18 protein-coding genes are annotated in these 19,001 nt (G+C 64.1%); 3 read left to right on the forward strand and 15 right to left on the reverse strand.

The window, feature by feature from the left end:
• Window positions 1–70: 70 nt before the first annotated feature.
• The 4 genes from ampD to ACP7EG_RS11495 form a co-directional block, all read right to left on the reverse strand.
• Window positions 71–682, reverse strand: coding sequence for a 1,6-anhydro-N-acetylmuramyl-L-alanine amidase AmpD (ampD, locus tag ACP7EG_RS11480; protein ID WP_426088055.1), 612 nt, complete (start codon window positions 680–682; stop codon window positions 71–73).
• Window positions 682–1,740: a sigma 54-interacting transcriptional regulator gene (locus ACP7EG_RS11485; RefSeq protein ID WP_426087697.1), complete on the reverse strand. Its 1,059-nt coding sequence runs from the start codon at window positions 1,738–1,740 to the stop codon at window positions 682–684. The genes ampD and ACP7EG_RS11485 overlap by 1 nt, the downstream gene beginning before the upstream one ends.
• Before the next feature lie 121 nt (window positions 1,741–1,861).
• A complete protein-coding gene (locus ACP7EG_RS11490; RefSeq protein WP_071075508.1) occupies window positions 1,862–2,122 on the reverse strand; it encodes a PP0621 family protein in 261 nt (86 codons plus the stop codon).
• Window positions 2,119–2,922 (reverse strand): cytochrome C assembly family protein, encoded by an 804-nt coding sequence (locus ACP7EG_RS11495; RefSeq protein ID WP_071075507.1) that lies wholly within the window; start codon window positions 2,920–2,922, stop codon window positions 2,119–2,121. Before ACP7EG_RS11495 ends, ACP7EG_RS11490 begins: the two co-directional genes overlap by 4 nt.
• 329 nt (window positions 2,923–3,251) lie before the next feature.
• On the opposite strand from ACP7EG_RS11495, the gene ACP7EG_RS11500 reads away from it, so the two are divergent.
• Window positions 3,252–3,791, forward strand: a complete 540-nt coding sequence (locus tag ACP7EG_RS11500) for a hypothetical protein (RefSeq protein ID WP_426087698.1) — start codon at window positions 3,252–3,254, stop codon at window positions 3,789–3,791.
• 66 nt (window positions 3,792–3,857) lie between these two features.
• Here ACP7EG_RS11500 and ACP7EG_RS11505 read toward each other — a convergent pair whose 3' ends face one another.
• From ACP7EG_RS11505 to ACP7EG_RS11555, 11 genes are all read right to left on the reverse strand, one after another.
• Window positions 3,858–4,802: an ABC transporter substrate-binding protein gene (locus ACP7EG_RS11505; protein ID WP_426088056.1), complete on the reverse strand. Its 945-nt coding sequence runs from the start codon at window positions 4,800–4,802 to the stop codon at window positions 3,858–3,860.
• 171 nt (window positions 4,803–4,973) lie between these two features.
• Entirely contained in the window at window positions 4,974–7,487 is a 2,514-nt protein-coding gene (locus ACP7EG_RS11510) for a TonB-dependent siderophore receptor (protein WP_426087699.1), read from the reverse strand.
• A gap of 80 nt (window positions 7,488–7,567) precedes the next feature.
• Window positions 7,568–8,539: a FecR domain-containing protein gene (locus ACP7EG_RS11515; RefSeq protein WP_426087700.1), complete on the reverse strand. Its 972-nt coding sequence runs from the start codon at window positions 8,537–8,539 to the stop codon at window positions 7,568–7,570.
• Window positions 8,529–9,059: a sigma-70 family RNA polymerase sigma factor gene (locus ACP7EG_RS11520; RefSeq protein WP_426087701.1), complete on the reverse strand. Its 531-nt coding sequence runs from the start codon at window positions 9,057–9,059 to the stop codon at window positions 8,529–8,531. Before ACP7EG_RS11520 ends, ACP7EG_RS11515 begins: the two co-directional genes overlap by 11 nt.
• Window positions 9,060–9,199: 140 nt before the next feature.
• Window positions 9,200–11,194, reverse strand: a complete 1,995-nt coding sequence (locus ACP7EG_RS11525) for a MacB family efflux pump subunit (protein ID WP_426087702.1) — start codon at window positions 11,192–11,194, stop codon at window positions 9,200–9,202.
• Between the two features lie 5 nt (window positions 11,195–11,199).
• Window positions 11,200–12,387: an efflux RND transporter periplasmic adaptor subunit gene (locus tag ACP7EG_RS11530; protein ID WP_426087703.1), complete on the reverse strand. Its 1,188-nt coding sequence runs from the start codon at window positions 12,385–12,387 to the stop codon at window positions 11,200–11,202.
• A gap of 91 nt (window positions 12,388–12,478) precedes the next feature.
• Complete coding sequence (locus ACP7EG_RS11535; protein WP_426087704.1) at window positions 12,479–12,820, reverse strand: DUF3325 domain-containing protein; 342 nt, start codon at window positions 12,818–12,820, stop codon at window positions 12,479–12,481.
• Window positions 12,817–14,520 carry a PepSY-associated TM helix domain-containing protein gene (locus ACP7EG_RS11540; RefSeq protein WP_426087705.1) on the reverse strand — a complete coding sequence of 568 codons (1,704 nt, stop codon included), beginning with the start codon at window positions 14,518–14,520 and terminating at the stop codon, window positions 12,817–12,819. Before ACP7EG_RS11540 ends, ACP7EG_RS11535 begins: the two co-directional genes overlap by 4 nt.
• On the reverse strand, window positions 14,517–14,795 hold the full coding sequence (locus ACP7EG_RS11545; RefSeq protein WP_426087706.1) for a hypothetical protein: 279 nt from the start codon (window positions 14,793–14,795) through the stop codon (window positions 14,517–14,519). Before ACP7EG_RS11545 ends, ACP7EG_RS11540 begins: the two co-directional genes overlap by 4 nt.
• Before the next feature lie 229 nt (window positions 14,796–15,024).
• Window positions 15,025–16,017, reverse strand: coding sequence for a FecR domain-containing protein (locus ACP7EG_RS11550; protein ID WP_426087707.1), 993 nt, complete (start codon window positions 16,015–16,017; stop codon window positions 15,025–15,027).
• Window positions 16,014–16,523 (reverse strand): sigma-70 family RNA polymerase sigma factor, encoded by a 510-nt coding sequence (locus ACP7EG_RS11555; protein WP_426087708.1) that lies wholly within the window; start codon window positions 16,521–16,523, stop codon window positions 16,014–16,016. The genes ACP7EG_RS11550 and ACP7EG_RS11555 overlap by 4 nt, the downstream gene beginning before the upstream one ends.
• Window positions 16,524–16,761: 238 nt before the next feature.
• On the opposite strand from ACP7EG_RS11555, the gene ffh reads away from it, so the two are divergent.
• Both ffh and ACP7EG_RS11565 read left to right on the forward strand, forming a co-directional pair.
• Window positions 16,762–18,129 (forward strand): signal recognition particle protein, encoded by a 1,368-nt coding sequence (ffh, locus tag ACP7EG_RS11560; RefSeq protein ID WP_096237853.1) that lies wholly within the window; start codon window positions 16,762–16,764, stop codon window positions 18,127–18,129.
• Between the two features lie 455 nt (window positions 18,130–18,584).
• A complete protein-coding gene (locus ACP7EG_RS11565) occupies window positions 18,585–18,992 on the forward strand; it encodes an SWIB/MDM2 domain-containing protein (RefSeq protein WP_426087709.1) in 408 nt (135 codons plus the stop codon).
• Window positions 18,993–19,001: the final 9 nt, after the last annotated feature.

Consider the following 19,001-nt stretch of genomic DNA (forward strand, 5'->3'; position numbering starts at 1 on the left):
CGATGCAATAGTTTTCCGGCATCCGCCAGCGTAATTTTTTGTATTTTCATATACGATTTCGGTTGACTTTTCAGGGCACGGATGGAAAGCCCAATCCCCGCGTAGTAAGCGCTAACGCAGGCTGCCCGCGCATAGTTTCCAGCCAGCATACTTGATAAAAATGCCAGTCAAAAAACGGCCCCGGATCCGTCTTCCGCCCCGGCGCAATATGCGCGTGGCCGCGCACCTGGGACAAGTCATAGCGCGCCACCAGCGCCGCCGTCAGCGCCGCCAGCACGCGGTATTGCTGCGGCTGGAAGGGGACAAAGTCCGTGCCCTCCATTTCGACACCGATGGAATAGCCATTGCACTGCGGGCGCCCTTCGAACATGGACGCACCGGCATGCCAGGCACGTTGATCAGTAGAAACATATTGCAACAGCGCACCATCGCGCCGCACAAAAAAGTGCGCCGACACCTGCAAGCCACGCAGGTCGGCGAAAGAAGGATCGGCATTATAGTCTACCCGGCCGGTAAACAAGTCCGACACATGCGGTCCGCCGAAGTGGCCGCCCGGCAAGCTGATGTTATGGATCACCAGCAAGTCGACTTGCGCACCGTCCGGGCGCGCATCGTAGTATTGGGAGTCATAGCGCAGCGCGCCGTCGCACCAGCCGTCTTCATCTATCGTCCATGCTGTCATCAAGGTAACGCTTCCTGTATCGTCAATTTCTGCATGCGGTAACGCAGCTGGCGCACGCTCAGGCCCAGCTGGCGCGCCGCCCGTGCGCGGTGATAGCGCGCCTGCACCAGCGCCTGCATGATCATGTCGCGCTCGGCCTGGCGTAAATACATGTCCAACGGCAAGGCGGGCGGCACGCCATATGCCGCCATGCCGGGCAAGCACAGTTGCCGCTCCGGCAAGTCCGGCAATGCCGGCGGCGCCCGCAGCGGCATGCTGCCCGCCGCGGACGGCAAGGCCAGCGCGTCGAGCGCGATCACGCCGCCGTCGGCAAAGGCCAGCGCCCGCTCCAGCATATTTTCCAGTTCGCGTACATTGCCGGGAAACGCATACGCGGCCAGGGCCGCCAGCACCGGCGGCGCCAGGCTCACGGCCTGGTGTGGCGCCAGACGCGCCAGGATCACCTCACATAATACCTGCAGATCGCCGCACCGCTCGCGCAGCGGCGGCAGCGCCAGCTCGATCACATTAAGGCGGTAAAACAGATCCTGGCGAAACGTGCCGGCGGCCACGCCGCGCGCCAGACCATGCTGGCTGGCGCACAGGATGCGCACGTCGACGGCCTCGTCAGTACTACCGCCCAGCTTGCGCACGCGCCGCTCCTGCAGCACGCGCAACAGCTTGACCTGCATGGCCAGCGGCAGATCGTCGACTTCATCGAGCAGCAAACTGCCGCCATGGGCCGCCTGGAACAAGCCCTGGCGCTCATGCAGCGCCCCCGTATAGGCGCCCTGGCGGCAGCCGAAGAATTCGGCCTCCATCAACGCTTCGGGAATCGCGCCGCAGTTGACGGCAATAAAAGGGAAGCTGGCGCGCGCACCCTGCGCATGGATGGCGCGCGCCGCCAATTCCTTGCCCGTGCCCGATTCGCCGCGAATGGCCACCGGCGCGCCACAGCGGGCGATGCAGCCGATCTGCGCACGCAGCGCCTGCATGGGCAGAGAGTTGCCGCTCAGTTGAGGCGCCGGTGGCATGCCGTCGGCGGTCACGCTATGCGGGCTGAGGCTGGGACGGGACATGGGACGCGCCTTTCTGCAACGGCGGCGACGAAGCGCCTGCCGCAGATGCTACGCCGGACGCAGGCGGGACGACGTTACGATACGGATGAGCAACGCGAGCGAATCTGCCGGCGACCTGCCCTTACAGCGTGGCGTGCGCGTGGCTGCAGTAATCGTGGCCCTTGGCTTGCACGTTTTCCGAGGCCGGGTAGTACACGCCGCAATGGGCACAGCACAGCATCAGCTCTGCATCCGGCAATTCCTGTGGCCGGCCCGGCGGCGCATACGGGTTCGGCTGCTGTTGCTGCTGCGCGCGGGCGCGCTGCTGCATGCCCCGGATCTTGCTGCGGATAGCAAACAGCACCAGGAACACCAGCGCCAGCCAGAATAAAACACGTGTCATGCGTATCCTCGGTGTAAAACCACTTCCAGTACAAAACGGCTGCCGACATAGGCCAGCAGCAAGGTGGCGAAACCGGCCAGGGTAAAACTCAGGGCCGTCTTGCCGCGCCAGCCGCGAAAGCGGCGCCCTGCCAGCAGCGAGGCAAACAACAGCCACGACAGCATGGTAAACACCGACTTGTGATCCCAGGTCAAGGCCTTGCCAAATAATTGTTCGGAAAACACGATGCCCGACAGCACGGTCAAGCTGAGCAAAATAAAACCCAGGCCGATCATGCGGAACAGCAGCTTTTCCATCGTCAGCAGGGCCGGCAGCTGGTCCAGCGCGCTGCCGATGAAGCCGCGGCTTTCGCTGCGCGTATGCAAACGCGATTCCTGCAGCGCCATCAGCACGGCGTGAAAGGCGGCAATCGTCAGGGTGCTATAGGCCAGCACGGCGACGGCAATATGCCAGCCGAAGACGGCCGACTTGCCTTCCATGCTGACCTGGCTGCCAGGAAAGGCCCAGGCCAGGCCGATGGCGATGACGGCGCTGGGCATGACCATACGGCGCAGTCCATCCAGACTGAAATTGCGGTTCTCTATCCAGTAGGCGCCCACCGATACCCACAGCGCGGCCGACAGCATGGCGGAAAAGCCGAAGCGCAAGGTGCCCGGCGCCATCAGGTCGAACCACAGGGTGGCGGCGTGCGCCAGCCAGGCGACGCCAGTCAGGCCGGCAATGAGCCGGGCACGGGACGAGGGGAGCACCGCGCACGCCGCGTACAACAGGGCGGCGATAAGAAAGAAATAGATCTGCATAGTTTAAGTTTACACCATAGCCGACAAGCGCGATTCAAGCGACAGCCCGGGTGACAGGCATTCCGCCGCCAGCCAATGCTGCAAGCCTGCCATGATATCGCGCCTGAGGCGCAACGGGGTAGCGCACCCTCAAGATTTCGGTATTCTTTCTACCGACACACTTTTTCCACGGCACAACCACGTTGCCATCCTGATTAGCCAGTCCTATAATTATGTCCACATAGCAATATTCATCTACCCTAAGGCCACCGTCCCCCACCATGCTTTCCTTCAGAAAAATTACCTGGACCTGTCTCCTGCTGGCCGCCTGCACTGTATTAAGCGGTTGTATGAAAGATGCGCCTTCCCAATCCACGTACGAGGAATATTTCCGTACCTCGATTCAAAGCTATGACCTGTACAAGGACTACTTCGAGATCGCGAAACTGGAAAAGCTCAATGGCTGGAAAGAGAACGAACAGTACGAAATCAAGGGCTCGGCCATCCTGCGCGCCAAGGTGGGTTACCTGGAACTGCTGGCCGACGTGGCCGACAAGCTCGAGACGCAGGCGAAGACGGATGGTTCCGTGGGCATGACCATGGGTCTGGGCCTGATGGCGCGCGGCATGAGCGGCGAAAACAAGGTTTTCCGCGACTTCTGGGCGCAGCAGCAGGAAAAGAAAGCGATTCCCGCGCCGCTGCTGACCCGCCAGGCGGCGATGACGGCCGAGCGCTTCGAAAACCTGCTGCAATGGTCGGACCAGATCGTACAGGACAATTACGGCGCGATCATCAACCGCCAGCTCAAGAAAGGCGATGAACTGACGCGCATCTATACACTGAGCTTCCGGCAGACGGAAAAAGGCTGGATGGGCTTTAACGCCCGCTAAGGGCGCTGCACATAAAAAACCTCCGGACCATCGCTGGCACGGAGGTTTTTTGATGGTTTTACTGATTTACTTCACATTCAGGCTCTTTTTCGCCTGTTCCAGCAAGTCCGTCTTGACCCAGTCCTTGGCCACGGGCGGCTTCGTCATGCGGCCCACGCCCGTTTTCACCATCACATCGGTGGTCACCTGGATATGCTCGGGCGAGATGTCGTACGAATACGGCGAATTGCTGATCGCGTCGTCGAAGTCATCCTTCGTGATCTGGCCGCGGAACACGACTTCGCGCACATACTTTTCCGCCGTCGCCTTGTTGTCGATAAAGGTCTTGGTCGCTTCGACGAAGCAGCGCATGAATTTTTCCGCCACCGGGCGACGTTCTTTGTAGAACTTTTCCGTCATCACCATGGTACGCACGGGTTCGCCGATCGGCGTGTCGTACGGTTTCAGGATTTCCGTACCAAAACCTTTGTTGATCGCCTGCGACGATTGCGGTTCCGACTGCATCATGGCGTCGATATTCTTGCCCATCAGCGCCTGGTTCAAGTCGGCGTAGGCCAGGAACACCAGTTGCACATCCTTGCCCTTGGTGTCGGAGTACGTCAGGCCCGCTTGCGCCAGTTCGGCCAGCAGCAGCACTTCCTGGATGCCGCCGCGCGTCACGCCCACGCGCTTGCCCTTCAGATCCTTGACGCTGGCAATCTTTTGCCCGGTGCCCCCCACCAGCCGCGCACCGCCCTTGGCAAAGCCGGCCACCACATAGATGGGCGCGCCGCCGGCACGGCCGGAAATGGCCGCTTCGGACGCCGTCGCACCCACGTCCAGCTCGCCCGCGATAATCGCCTGCATCACATCGAGGCCCTTGGCGAAGATATGCTCTTCGACCTTGATGCCGCACTTGGGCGCGATTTCCTTGATGTACGACACGGCGCCGTAGTGGGCGAATTTCAAGTTACCCAGGCGCACGACTTCCTGTGCCTGGGCCTGGACGGCGCCCATGCCGAACGCCAGCATGAGGGCGGCGGCAATACCGGTCTTCAAGATTGATTTCTTCTGCATCGGGTTCTCCTGTGGTGGTTGGTGTGTGCCCGCAAGGGCACGCGAAACACTGCCTTTATTATCAGGAGATCATACCGCGTGTTAGAGCAAGGGCAACATTTTTTTGCCCTGGCCAGTCCGCCCTGCTTAAAACGTGACGCGCAGGGTTACGCTCGCATTGCGTGGCGCGCCATACCAGTTGCCACCGCCTGAGTAGCCCGTCTTTTCATAGTAGCGCTTGTCAAAGACATTATTGACGTTCAGGGCCAGCGACCAGCGGGGATCGATGCGGTATTGCGCCAGCGCGCTCCAGACGGCATAGCCGCCCTGCGTAAACTGGAAGTCCTGCGCGGCGCCGGCGCGCGTGACCACCGTGCCGCTCGTGTAGCTGGCGCTCTGGATGGCGACGTTGCCGCCCACCTTCCAGGCAGACCAGGCGCCTGGCAAGGCATACGCCGTCGACAGCTTGAACAGATGCTTGGGCGTGATGCTGCTGAAAGGCAAGCCCGTGCTGTCATTCTTGCTGTGGTTAAAAGTATAGCCGGCGGCGGCCTGCAAGCCGGGCAAGAGTTCGCCGCCCACTTCCATATCCACGCCGCGGCTGGTCACCTTGCCTTGCGGCAGATAGCAGCAATTGCCCGCATACAGGTCGGTTTCTTCCGGATAGCCGGGGTCGAGCACCGCCTCGCCATTGCGTTCGACATGGAACAGGCTGAAGGTGGCATTCAAGCGCCCATCGAGCAGTTCACCCTTGAAGCCGCCTTCATAGCTCTTGCCCGTGATGGGCTTGAGCGAAGTGCCCGGCATCGGCCCCGCCTTGTACAGCGCCTGCGGCTTGAAGATGGCGGAATAGCTGGCGTAAGCCGACCACTGTGCGTTCAGGTCGTAAATGATGCCGCCATACGGCGTCAGCTTGGTCGGCTCGCTGAAACGGCTGTCCGAGTCGGGCGCCCACACGCCCGTGTCGCCATCGAGGGATGCCACGTATTGCTTGAATTTGTAACGGGCCAGGCGCGCGCCCAGCACCACGTGCAGCTGGTCGCTGGGATGCAGGCGCACGGTGCCATACGCGCCATACTGTTCCTGCTCCCATGGATGAAAACGGTACCAGACAGGGCCATTGTCGCCGCCGGCCCATGGCGTGGCATCGGGATCGAAGGGATTGGCCGGCGTACTGCCGGCCCCCGTCTGCCGGGCCGAATCCCAGTAGCTCGTGACCTTCTGCCGGTCGGCTCCCAGCAGCAACTCATGCGTGCGTCCCAGCAGCTTGAAATTGCCCGTCAGATTCAAGTCCAGCACATTCTGGTGATTCCAGGCATTGTTGCGCGTACCGGCCCACACTGCGCCATCACTGCCGCCAGGCTGCACGGCGCCGGTGGTAAAGGTGCCGCGTCCCTTGGCGCTCTGCTCGACGTGGCTGGCATTCAATTTCATCTTCCAGCCAGTGGCAAAGCGGTGTTCAAGCTGGGCAAACAGCTCCGTGACCGCATTGTCGACATACCCCCAGGGCTGGCTCAGATTGGTCGAGCGCGGCAGCTGCAAATCCGTGCCATCGGTATAACGGGGCAGACCGGAACCACTGCCATTCGTATCGCGCTTGCTGTGCGAACCACCCACGGTCAACAGCGACCCCGTGGGCAGGTCCGCTTCCAGCACGCCGTACACGAGTGCCTTTTCCGTGCGGAAGTGGCGCATGAAGGAGCCATCATTTTCATACATGGCCACCACCCGCCCGCGCAGCCGTCCGTCGTCGGTGAGCGGGCCCGTGGCGTCGATATCGGCGCGATAATTGCTCCAGCTACCCGCCGACAGCGCGGCCGCCAGTTGCCGACGCTCAAGAGGTTTCTTGCGCGCCAAATTGATGATGCCACCCGGATCACCGGCGCCGGACAGCAGGCCGGACGCGCCGCGCATCACCTCGACCCGGTCGTACATCGCCATGTCCTGGATCGCCGTCGCGGTGTAGCTGGCGATATTGAAAGGCGCGCCGCCATCGATCTGCATGCTGTCGATCTGGAAGCCCCGCGAATAGAAATTGTAGGCGTGGCCGTTTACGCGCTGCAAGGTGATGCCCGGCGTCAGCGCCATGGCGCCACCGATATCCTTGACGTCCTGGTCATCGAGCTGCTGGCGCGTCACCACCGACACCGACTGGGGAATTTCGCGAAACGACTGGTCCGTCTTCGACGCGATGCTGGTGACGCGGCTGGTGTACGAGCCCGTGCCTTCCGTGCTGCCGTCGGCGGAGCGGCGCGCGCGCACGCGGATCGCGGCCAGGGTTTGCTCGCCAGGGGCGCTGGCAGCGGCGCCCGCAGATGTCGCGGCTGCGGGCGCGGCTTTTTGCAAGGTATAACTACCGTCGCTGCGGCCGGTGATTTCCAGGCCGCTGCCGGCCAGCAGCCGCGTGAGCGCTTCGCGCGGCGTGTAGCTGCCGCTCAGGGCCGGGCTGCTCAAGCCCGCCGTCAGGGCCGGATCGAACGACAGGGCGATGCCCGCGTCAACGGCCAGAGTGGACAGGTTGCGCCCCAGGGGACCGGCCGCCAGGTCGATGCTGCGCGCGGCGGGAGCATCCAGCGATGCAGCATGGGCCGGTGGCGCCATGGCCAGCACGGCAAGGTGGACAGAGAGAAAAACGATGGAGCGGAGGGGGGCTGCAGGCATGACGTTTCCTTTACATGGCAATGGGATCTTCTTCCCCTTGCCAGCCCGGCGCGAAAAAAGTGTCAGGTTTTTCCACCTATTTATTCGGCCGCATCCAGGGTGACCCAATAGCCGCCAAGGCGCGTGCGCGCCGCCAGCGGATAGGTCGACACCAGCATCACCAGCGCCGCATCCGTGTCCGTGATGGGAAAGGCGCCCGAGACGCGCACATCGGCCACGCGGGGATCGCAGCGCACGATGCCGGGCCGGTAGCGGCCCAGTTCCAGCGCAAAATCGTGCAAACGCATGTCGTCGGCCAGCAGCATGCCGCGCTGCCACGCCAGCGTGCCGACGTCCAGCGCAGCGGGTTCGCCGATGGCCGCCGCCGTGAAGGCCACCTGCCGCCCCGCTGGAATGATGTGCTGCGCACCGCTGCGCGCGCGCACGCGCACGCGGCTTTCCCGCACCGCCAGCAGCGTCCGGCCATCATCCTGGCGCACGGAAAACTGCGTGCCCAGCGCTTCGAGCCGGCCTTCGGCCGTGGCGACAAGGAAGGGACGGCGCTGCGCATCGGCGGCAGTCTGCACGGCGATTTCGCCGCGCCGCAAGGTCAGCAGGCGCTGCGCGCCATCGAACTGCACGTCCAGGGTGGTGGCCGTATTGAGGCTGATGCGGCTGCCATCGGCCAGCACGATGTCGCGCCGCTCGCCGGTGCCCGTGCGGTAATCGTGGCGCCAGCCCTGCTGCTCCATCAGCAGCCAGGCGCCGGGCACCACAGCCAGCAAGGCGGCCAGTTTCAGCAGCGCGGCGCGGCGCGCCGAGCTGCGGTCCAATTCGCGCGAGCGGTCCAGCGTCGGCATGGCCAGCTCCGGCGGCAAGCCGCCCAGTTTTCCCAGCAACGCTTCGGCACGCTGCCAGGCACGCGCATGTTCCGGGTCGCTGGCGCGCCAGCGTTCACACTCGCGCCGCAGCTGCGCGCTGGCGGCGCCCGAGTGCAGCTGCATCAGCCAGTCGGCCGCCTGCTCGAGCACGCGCGGATCAATCGGAACACGGGCGCCCAAGCTAGTCGCCATCGAGCTGCAGACACGCCAGGAACGCCTGCTTCATATAGCGCTTCACGCTGGCCAGCGACACCTCCAGCCGCACGGCGATGGCATCATAGGTCAGCCCTTCCAGTTGCGACAGCAAAAAGGCGCGCCGCACGCTGGCCGGCAGGGAATCGAGCATGGCGTCGACCTGGTGCAGGGTTTCCAGGATCAGCAATTGCTCTTCACACGATGGCGCTTGCAGTTCGGGCAGCAGGGCGATGGCGTCGAGATAGGCGCGTTCGAGCGCCTGGCGCTGGTACCAGTTGATCAGGATGCCGCGCGCCACCGTCGTCAGGTAGGCGCGCGGCTGGCTGATGGCGACGATGTCGCGCCCGGCCAGGATGCGCACGAAGGTGTCGTGCGTCAGGTCGGCTGCGTCAAAGGCATTGCCCAGCTTGTAGCGCAACCAGCCATGCAGCCAGCCGTGGTGCTGCTGGTACAGCACCTGGGCGGCATGCGTGGGAGAAGAGTGGTCTTGCTGTAGGGCGAAGTCGGCGGCCGACATGGGCATCCTTTCCTGTCAGGCGCCTGGCACCAATGCAAATAAGAATTATTCTCATTTTAGCCGAAAGAACAACGCCGACGCAATGCCTGGCCGCGATGGCAGGCATGGCGCCGGCGTTTTTACAACCGTTTTTACAACACCTACTGTCCGGCCAGCGCCACCACCGGATCGAGTCCCGACGCCTTGCGCGCCGGCATGAAGCCAAACACCAGCCCCGTCACCACGGCGCAGGCAAACGCGCCGGCGATGGCGCTCAGCGAAAAAATCACCGGCACGTCCCATACCAGCAGCAGGCCGGCCACCGTCACGCCGACCACGATGCCGGCCACGCCGCCCACCACCGACACCAGCACGGCTTCGGTGAGGAACTGGCGCAGGATGTCGCGCCGGCGCGCGCCCGTCGCCATGCGGATGCCGATTTCACGCGTGCGCTCGCGCACCGTCATCAGCATCACGTTCATGACGCCGATGCCGCCCACCACCAGCGACACGGCAGCGATCAGGCTGAGCATCATGGTCATGTTGTCCTGCGTCTTGGCTTCGGCGGCGATCGACGCGGCCGCGTTGCTGATGCCATAGTCGCGGATGCGGTGGCGTTCGAACATGGTGGCATCGACCGCCGCCTCCACTTCCGTCACGCGCTTGACGTCGGCCACCGCCAAGACCGTGTACGTCGGCTCGCGCTGGCCGAAGACGCGGATGCCGGCCGTGGAAAACGGCAGCAGCAGCACGTCGTCTTCATCCTTCTCGCCCGTCAGCGCGCCCTTCGCGCTCATCACGCCGATCACCTGGAAAGGCACATTGCCGATCAGGATGCTCTGCCCCACAGGGTTGGGCACGTCGGGCATCAGTTTTTCCGCCAGGTGCGCGCCCAGCACGGCCACGGTGGCCATCTCGCGCTCGTCTTCTTCGGTAAAGAAGCCGCCCTTGGCCACCGGCCAGGTCTGGATCTGCGGCAGGGCCGGGCCCGTGCCGCGCACATACGTCTGCACGTCGAGGTTGCCGTGGCGTATCACCTTGTTGCCCGTGACATTCGGCAGCACGTGGGTGATGCCCGGCACATCCTTGAGCGCATCGAGGTCGGCCAGGGTGATGCTGCGCCCGGGGATGCGCGAGCTTTCGCCGCGCGACGCCATGTACAGCAGGTTCGAGCCGAACGCGCCCAATTGCGCCATCACTTGCTGGCGCGTGCCCAGGCCGATGGCCAGCATGACGATCACGGAAGCGACGCCGATGACGATGCCGAGCAGGGTCAATCCCGTGCGGAAGCGGTTAATCCACAGCACGCGCCAGGCGGCGCGCGCCGCGTCGAGCAATTCCGTGCCCAGCGACGCCCCCGTGTCATGAGCGGCGCGCGACATGTCCAGCGGCGGCAGGGCCGTCGACGTGGCGGGGATGGCGATGGCGCCCGAGTCTGCGATGATTTCGCCATCGCTGATCTCGATCACGCGGCGCGCCTGGGCCGCCACCTTGCGGTCATGCGTAATGAGGATGATGGTATGGCCCGCGTCGGCCAGTTCGCCCAGCAGGGCCATGACTTCGGCACCGCTGCTGCTATCTAAGGCCCCCGTCGGTTCATCGGCAAGGATGATGCGCCCGCCATTCATCAGGGCGCGCGCGATCGACACGCGCTGCTGCTGCCCGCCCGATAATTGATTCGGCCGGTGATCGAGCCGGTCACCCAGGCCCAGGCGCTTGAGCAGCGCTTCCGAGCGGGCGTGGCGGGCGGCGGCCGGCATGCCCGCGTACAGGGCCGGCACTTCCACGTTTTCGCGCGCCGACTCGGTGGCGATCAGGTGATAACCCTGGAAGACGAAGCCAAACGCTTCGCGCCGCAGCCACGCCAGTTCATCGGGATTCAGGCTGGCCACGTCCTGGCCGGCGAAGCGGTAGGTGCCGTCGCTGGGGCGGTCAAGGCAGCCGAGCAAATGCATCAGCGTCGATTTGCCGGAACCGGACGCGCCCACGATGGCGACAAATTCGCCGGCGCCGATGGACAAGGTCAGGCCGCGCAGCACTTCCACGGCCGGCGCGCCGTCGTGGCCGCCGTAACGCTTGCGGATGCCTGCAAGTTCAATCAGCGGCGCCGGCTGGCCAGGTTCTCCGGCTTGCCCCAGTGACGCGGCCTCGCTCATGGCGCTCACAGCTGGAACCTGCTGGCGCCGCTGCTGGCCGGCTGCTCGCCCGTGACCAGCAACTCGCCTTCGCGCAAGCCTTGCAGCACTTCCGCACTGAGGCGGTTGCGCACGCCCACGGTGACGGCGCGCGTATCGACCTTGCCGTCGGCATCCATCACGCGGGCCGTGAACTGCCCCGGCCTGGCGCCTTCCCCGGTCGATGGTTTCAGGGCCGGCAAGGGCACGGCCAGCACATTGTTTGCCGCTGCCGTGACAAACACCACCTGCGCCGTCATCTGCGGCATCAGTTCACCATCGGCGTTATCCACGTCGAACAGCACGGTATATAAAATCACCTTGCTGGTCGACGGCGCCAGGGCCGTGCCGGCGGCAGAACCACCGGGCACTGGCGGCGCCGGCAGCACTTGCCGCACCTTGCCGCTCCAGCGCCGCTGGTCGCCGCCCAGGGTGGTGAAGTACACGGGCATGTCCGGGCGCACGCGGCGCACGTCCGCTTCCGATACTTCCGTCCACACCGTCATGGCCGACAGATCGGCAATGCGCAGGATGTTCGGCGTCTGGTACGTGGCGTTCAGCGTCTGCCCTTCCTTGGCGTCCAGGCCCACCACCTTGCCGGCCATGGGCGCGTAGATGCGCGTATAGCCCAGGCGCGCCTCGTCCGCCTTCAGGCTGGCCTGGGTCTGGTCGATTTGCGCCTTCAGGTGGTCGATCTTGGCGCCGGCCGAGGCCAGCGTGGCTTCGGCCGTTTCCAGGTCGGCCAAAGGCGTCGAGTCGAACTTGGCCATCTGCTTCTGGCGCACGTGCTGCTGGCCCGCCAGGCGATGCTGCGCCTGCTGGTCGGCCAGTTGCGCGCGCAAGCCCGCCAGGGCGGCGCGGCCCGCGTCGACCGTGGCTTGCTGCACGCTGGGGTCGATCTCGGCCAGCAACTGGCCCTTTTCCACGGCGCTGCCCGGCTGCACGTGCAGGCGCGTGATCTGGCCCGACACCTGCGCGCCCACGTCGACATAGGTTTGCGGCTGCAGGGTGCCGATGGCCGTGACGCTGGCCTCGATATTGCCGCGCTTGACGGGCGCCGTGTCGAACACGGTGGCCGGGCCGCGCGTGACCCACAGTGCACCGGCGCCTAACAGCGCCAGCAAGACCGCGCCGCCCAGGATGCGGGCGCGGCGGGAAGGCAGGCGGGCCGCCATCAGGAAGCCGCCTTCAATACATTCAAAACATCAATCGGTGTCGCCGGGCGTAAAAAATGCATCAGTCTATCCTTGAAAATGGCGGTGATCATCACCGCAGAAACGTCACAAGCCCTGCCAGCGCGGCGACGGCTGCCAGCAGGGAACTACGAAACAGCAAGCGGGGGGCATACGGCAGCAGCAGGGCTACCAGCAGCGCTCCCGCCCCGATGAATCCCAGCCAGGCGACCACGCCGACGGTAGCGCTCCAGCCGGCCACGCAAGGCCAGATGGCCAGCGCCAGCAGGATGGCGCCCGCCAGTTGCAGCGCGCGCCGCACGTTCGGCGCCGCGTCCCTGCCCCAGACCTGGCCATGGTGGCGGTCCATCGCCAGCGACAGGCTGGCCATGCCCGCATACGACAGGCCCAGCGCACACAGGATGCTGCTAATCATGACTGTCCTTCCGTATTGACCTGCAGGCTGGCCGTGGGCGCAGCGCTTTCCTTGGCGACAGCCTTCCTGGCCGGCTTTTCCCTGCGCTTGTGGACTTTCCACGCGCCCCAGGCGGCCAGCAGGCCGAAGGCCATGCTGCCCAGCTCCACGCCGGCGCTTTCCCAGTCGCCGCGTGCCACCTGCGCCACCAGGTTGTCGCCCGTGCTCAGGACATTGAGCACCGGCAGCAGCAGGCACAGGGCCGCCAGCAAGCCCAGTTGCTCGATCCACGCGCGCTTTTCCGCGCGCAGGCAGGCGTGCACCAGCATCAGGAACCACACGCCGAAGAAGGCGCGCACTTCCCAGCCGGCGCGGTGCTCCAGGCCGACAGGGATCAAACGGTTGGCCCACAGGAAGCCCACGCAGGCGATCGACAGGCCGGCAATCGCCGCCACATTCAGGCAGGCGATGACGCGGTACACGCGCTGCGTATAGGCGCCGAACTCGCCGCCGGACTTTTGGCGCCGCTTGACCATGAACATGATCGCGCCCGTGCCCATCATGGCCGTGCCGGCCAGGCCGCAAAAGAAGTACAGCCAGCGCATGGGCGTGCCGCCGAACCCCACCATGTGCAGGTTCGACATGACGGAGCGCGTCAGGCCCGCGCCGCCCGTGTCCGACTCGCCCGGCCGGCGCACGGCAACCTGCTCGCCCGTGGCCAGCGCATAGCAGGCCCGGCCCGAACTGGCGCTGAGGCGCGTGAGCAGTTCCGTATCCTCGTTCCAGCCATACATGCACACGCGCATGGAGGCATCGTTCGGATTGTCCAGCACCACGGCGCGGATTTCCTGGCCGATGGCCTGTTCGGCGCGCAGCGCAAACGACTCCAGCGCGGGAATGGCCAGCGGCTGGCCCGACCGTTCAGGCTTGCCCGCATCGTTCCAGTCGGCCAAAAAGGCCTTCTTGGCATTGTCCATGCCGTATTGCGCCACCACGGGGGCCGGCACATAGTCATCGCTGAAAAATGCCAGGCCCGTATAGGCGATCATGAACTGGAACGGTAAGGTCAGCACGGCCACCGCGTTATGCGCATCGAGCCACGAACGCTGGCCCTTGGCCGGGCGGAAGGTAAAGAAATCCTTGAAGATGCGCTTGTGCGTGATGACGCCGCTCACCAGCGCCACCAGCATGATCATGGTGGTGATGCCGACGATCCAGACGCCGATGCGGCCCGCGTGCAGCTCGTAATGGAAATCGACGAAATGGTGGCCGCCGATGGTTTCCCGCTCCGTTGCCTCGCGCGCATGCTCGATGACTGCTCCCGTCAGCGGATCGAGGTCCGCCGAGCCATAGCCGCCGCTGGGCTGGAACCAGTAGGCGGACAAGCCATGGCCGGGACGCTGCACCGGCCAGATTTCCCACATGTCCGCCTGCGGGTGCTCCTTGGCCATGAAATCGAGCGCCAGCTCCAGGCGGTGCGCGCGGTCCGTGACCTTGGGCAGCGGCGGATCATTCGCGTGCGCCGCCTCTTCCAGGGCGTGTTCGGGCGTCATCCAGTGGCCAATCGGGTCGTCGAAGACGGCCAGGGTACCGGTCAGGAAAATGGCGAACAGCAGCCAGGAAATCCACAGGCCGCTCCACGTATGCAGCCAGGCCATGGCCTGGCGCAAGCCGCCCTGTTGCGGCGTTTTCACCACTTTGTCTACCTTGACGGCGTTCATGCGGCACCTCGCGACAGCAGCAGGCCAACGCCACCGCATAGAATCGCCGGCAGCAGCATGCCGAGCCAGGCGCGGCGCAGGTCTTGCACGGCAAAGACCCAGACCACGGCACAGGTATACACGACAAAGGCGCTCAGGGTGGCCGTCAGCACGGCTTCGGCGCGCGACAGCGGCAGCACGGCCGACAGCAGAACGGCCACGCCGGACGTGAGCGCATAGCCGCCAAAGACGGCGGCGAGCACGCGCGAGAACAACAGCATATTGGCAGATTTCATCGTTGCGGCACCCCAGACAACTGCTGTTGCGCCGGGTGGCAGACCATATACATCAGATGCATCACACTGCGTCCTTCCATCAAAATTGATTATGGCGGCGGCACGCAGCGGCATGAAACCGCGCAACGTGGCGCCTTGAATGGGTACTTGAAATTACGTCTCTCAACTACAGGTGCCGCGAGAATCGAAATCGGGCAGTCCGATTGAAAAATATTTTTATCGAGGCGGGCTACGCGGCCGGCTCCACCGTCACCCAATACCGCGTGCGGCTGCGCACCTGCACCGGCAGCGAGTTGGGCAGCATGTTCAGGATGCGCTGGGTATCGGCCAGCGGGAATACACCCGACAGGCGCAGCTGGGCCACTGCCGGCGCGCAGTCGATCACGCCGGGGCGGTAGCGGGCCAGGTCGGCCAGGAAGTCGCCCAAGGTCACATCGTCGACGATCAGCTGCCCGCGCGACCAGGCATCGGCATACGCATAGATGGCGTGCGGCGCGTCCGGCGCATGGCGGGAAAACGCCACGCCACGCCCGGCCGCCAGCAGCAAGGGCGCGCCAGCGCTGTCGCGGGGGCGGATTTCAACGGCGCTTTCAAACACCTCCACGGTGCTGTAGCCATCCTGCTGGCGCACGACGAAGCGCGTGCCCAGCGCGCGCACTTGGCCTTCGCGCGTGGCCACCACCAAAGGCGCGGCGCTGCCGGCACCGTGGCCGCTGGTGACGAGGATTTCGCCGGCCAGCAACTCGATCAGGCGGCGACTGGCGTCGAAACGCACGTTCACGGCCGATCCCGTATTCAGGCTGAGCACACTGCCATCTTCCAGCACCACCTCGCGCCGCTCGCCCGTGGCCGTGCGGTAGTCGGCGCGCAGGGCGCGCACGCCATCCCAGGTGCCCGCCTGCGCGGCCAGCAAGCCGCCGCCAGCGGCCACGCCCAGCCATGCCAGCAACTGGCGCCGCTTGCCATTGACGGCCTTCTGTTGCGTGCCGGCCAGCGCCTGCGCGGCCGCACCGCGGTGCAAGCCGTTGAAGCGCTGCGACACCGCGTCGATATGCTGCCAGGCCCGTTCATGTTCCGGGTCGGCTCCGCGCCAGCGCTGCCAGGCGGCGTGCTGCGCTTCGCTGGCCTCGCTAGACATCAGCACGGTCAGCCACTCGGCCGCCTGCTGCTGCACTTCCTCGCCGATGGCCGCCGGGGCCGCGGGTTCTGCCAGCGTGCTCATGCCGGCAGGGAGAAAAACACCTGGCGGTTGGCACGCGTCAGGTATTGCTTGACCGAGCTGGCCGACACGTTCAGGCGCGCGGCGATCTCGGCATAGCTGAGGCCTTCCAGCTGCGCCAGCAAGAACGCCGTGCGCACGGGCGCTGGCAAGCCATCGAGGGCGACATCGATTTCCTGCAAGGCTTCCAGCGCCAGCAACCGTTCTTCCGGCGCGGGCGCCACCTCGGGCGGCAGGCAAGCGAGCGCCTGCAGATACGCATCTTCCAGCACTTGCCGGCGGTAGCGGTGCGCCACCAGGCGCCGCGCGATGGTGGCGAGAAAAGGCCGCGCTTCGCGGATCTGCGGCGCCGTTCCATTGGTCAGCACGCTGACAAAGGTGTCTTGCGCCAGGTCCGCCGCTTCACCCGCATTGCCCAGCTTATGCCGCAGCCAGCCCTGCAGCCAGCCGTGATGGCTGCTGTAGAGCGCGTGCAGGTCTTGTTGCTGGGCAAAATCGGCGGCCGACATGGCATCCCTTTCGGCTCAGGCGTGCGGCACCCGAGAATGTAAATAAGAATTATTCTCATTCTAACCGCGCAATGCCTTTGATGCAATCGCGGCGTTGGCAGAAATACCAACTAATTCAAAAGCCGGCCAACCGCCAGGCGCTGCAGCGCAGGACCGCCAGCCACCCGCGATGGGGTAAAATGGCGCCCATCGTCCGGCTTTCGCCGCCCACTCCCAAGCTTTTCATTGCAGGTTCATCATGTTAGATAATCTCACCCAACGGCTTGCCAAAGTCGTCAAGACCATGCGCGGCGAGGCGCGCCTGACCGAAGCGAACACCGCCGACATGCTGCGCGAAGTGCGCCTGGCGCTGCTCGAAGCCGACGTCGCCCTGCCCGCCGTGCGCGAATTCATCGCCAAAGTCAAAGAAAAAGCCATGGGCGAGGATGTCATTTCCTCGCTCACGCCAGGCCAGGCCCTGGTCGGCGTGGTGCAGCGCGAGCTGGCCGCCCTGATGGGCGCCGACCTGGGACCGGAAGCGTCGCAGATCAGCTTTGCGCAGCAGCCACCCGCCATCATCCTGATGGCCGGTCTGCAGGGTGTGGGCAAGACCACCACCGTCGGCAAGCTGGCGAAGTACCTGAAAGAAGAAAAGAAGAAGAAAGTACTGACCGTCTCGGCCGACGTGTACCGCCCTGCCGCGATCGCCCAGCTGCAATCGGTCACCGCCCAGGTGGGCGCCGACTTCTTCCCGTCCGCCAGCACCGACAAGCCGGTTGATATCGCGCTGGCCGCGCTGGACTGGGCGAAAAAGCATTACCACGACGTGCTGATCATCGATACGGCAGGTCGCCTGGGTATCGACGAAGAGATGATGCGCGAAATCGCCGCCATCCACGGCGCCGTGAAACCGATCGAAACCCTGTTTGTCGTCGACGCCATGCTGGGCCAGGACGCCATCAACACGGCAAAAGCCTTCAACGATGCGCTGCCGCTGACCGGTATCGTGCTGACCAAGCTCGATGGCGATGCGCGCGGCGGTGCAGCCCTGTCGGTGCGCCACATCACGGGCAAGCCGATCAAGTTTGCCGGTGTCTCGGAAAAACTCGACGGCCTGGAAGCATTCGACCCGACCCGCATGGCCAACCGCATCCTGGGCATGGGCGACATCCTCGCGCTGGTGGAAGAAGCGCGCAAGGGCGTCGACAGCAAGGCAGCGGCCGACCTGGCACAAAAGATCAAGGTCGGCGGCAAGTTCGACATGAACGACTTCAAGGCGCAACTGGGGCAAATGAAGAAAATGGGCGGCATGGCCAACCTGATGGACAAGCTGCCGGCCCAGTTCCAGCAGGCGGCAGGTGGCAAGAACATGGATCAAGCCGACAAGCAGGTGCGCCGCATGTGCGGCATCATCGACTCGATGACGCCGCAGGAGCGCGCCAAGCCTGAACTGATCAAGGCCACGCGCAAGCGCCGCATCGCCGCCGGCGCCGGCGTGCAAGTGCAGGAAGTGAACCGCATGCTGACGCAATTCGAGCAAATGCAGACGATGATGAAGAAATTGTCGGGCGGCGGCATGATGAAGATGATGCGTTCCATGAAGGGCATGATGCCAGGGATGCGTTAAGGCATCAAAATCCGCGATGAGGAAAGGCTTCAAAATCCGCTGCGCGGTGGTCTTTGCGGCCGGCGATGCTCACCGTACTAAAGTACGGTTGCGCTTCTCGGCCACAATTACCATCCGCTCGCTGTGATTTTGAAAGCCTTTTTTACGCCGCGTGAGACGTAGTTCAAGTCAAAAAACATCGTTCTAAATAATGCCGGATTGCATTTTCATGTGTCCGGCATCACTCTTCCCCTCCCCCGCAGTGCCCCTCCCCGCATAGCCAGCAAGCATGCCATTTACGGGCAAAAACGCCGTTCTGCGCTCCCAAGCGGTGCGCCCGGGCGACAGCATCGCCATTTCCCTGCTTTTTCCTCGTGAAAACGTGAAAAACACTTGCATACAAGGTAAATCCACACCAATATTAGCCGTGCGATTAATTGCGCAATTTCCCATGTGTTTGTTAAGGAGGCTCGAAGATGGCAACAGCCAAAAAAACCCCAGTAGCAGCGCCAGCCAAAGCAGCAGCAGCAGCAGCAGCAGCCAAGCCTGCAGCAGCCAAAAAAGCAGCACCCGCAGCCAAAGCAGCAGCTAAACCAGCAGCGGTGAAGAAAGCGGCAGCACCGGCAACACCACGCAAGCCAAACGCAGCATTCATGAAAGCAATGACGCCATCGAAAGATCTGGCCGCCGTTGTTGGCGCAGCACCACTGCCGCGCACGGAAGTGACCAAAAAGGTATGGGATTACATCAAGAAACTCGATCTGCAAGATCCGGCCAACCGCCGCATGATCAATGCGGACGACAAGCTGAAAGCTGTTTTCGGCGGCAAAGCCCAAGTCTCCATGTTTGAAATGACGAAACTGATCTCCGATCATTTGAAATAATCAGATACG

The sequence above is a fragment of the Janthinobacterium sp. PSPC1-1 genome, from assembly GCF_049897625.1.
GTDB lineage: Bacteria > Pseudomonadota > Gammaproteobacteria > Burkholderiales > Burkholderiaceae_D > Janthinobacterium > Janthinobacterium tructae.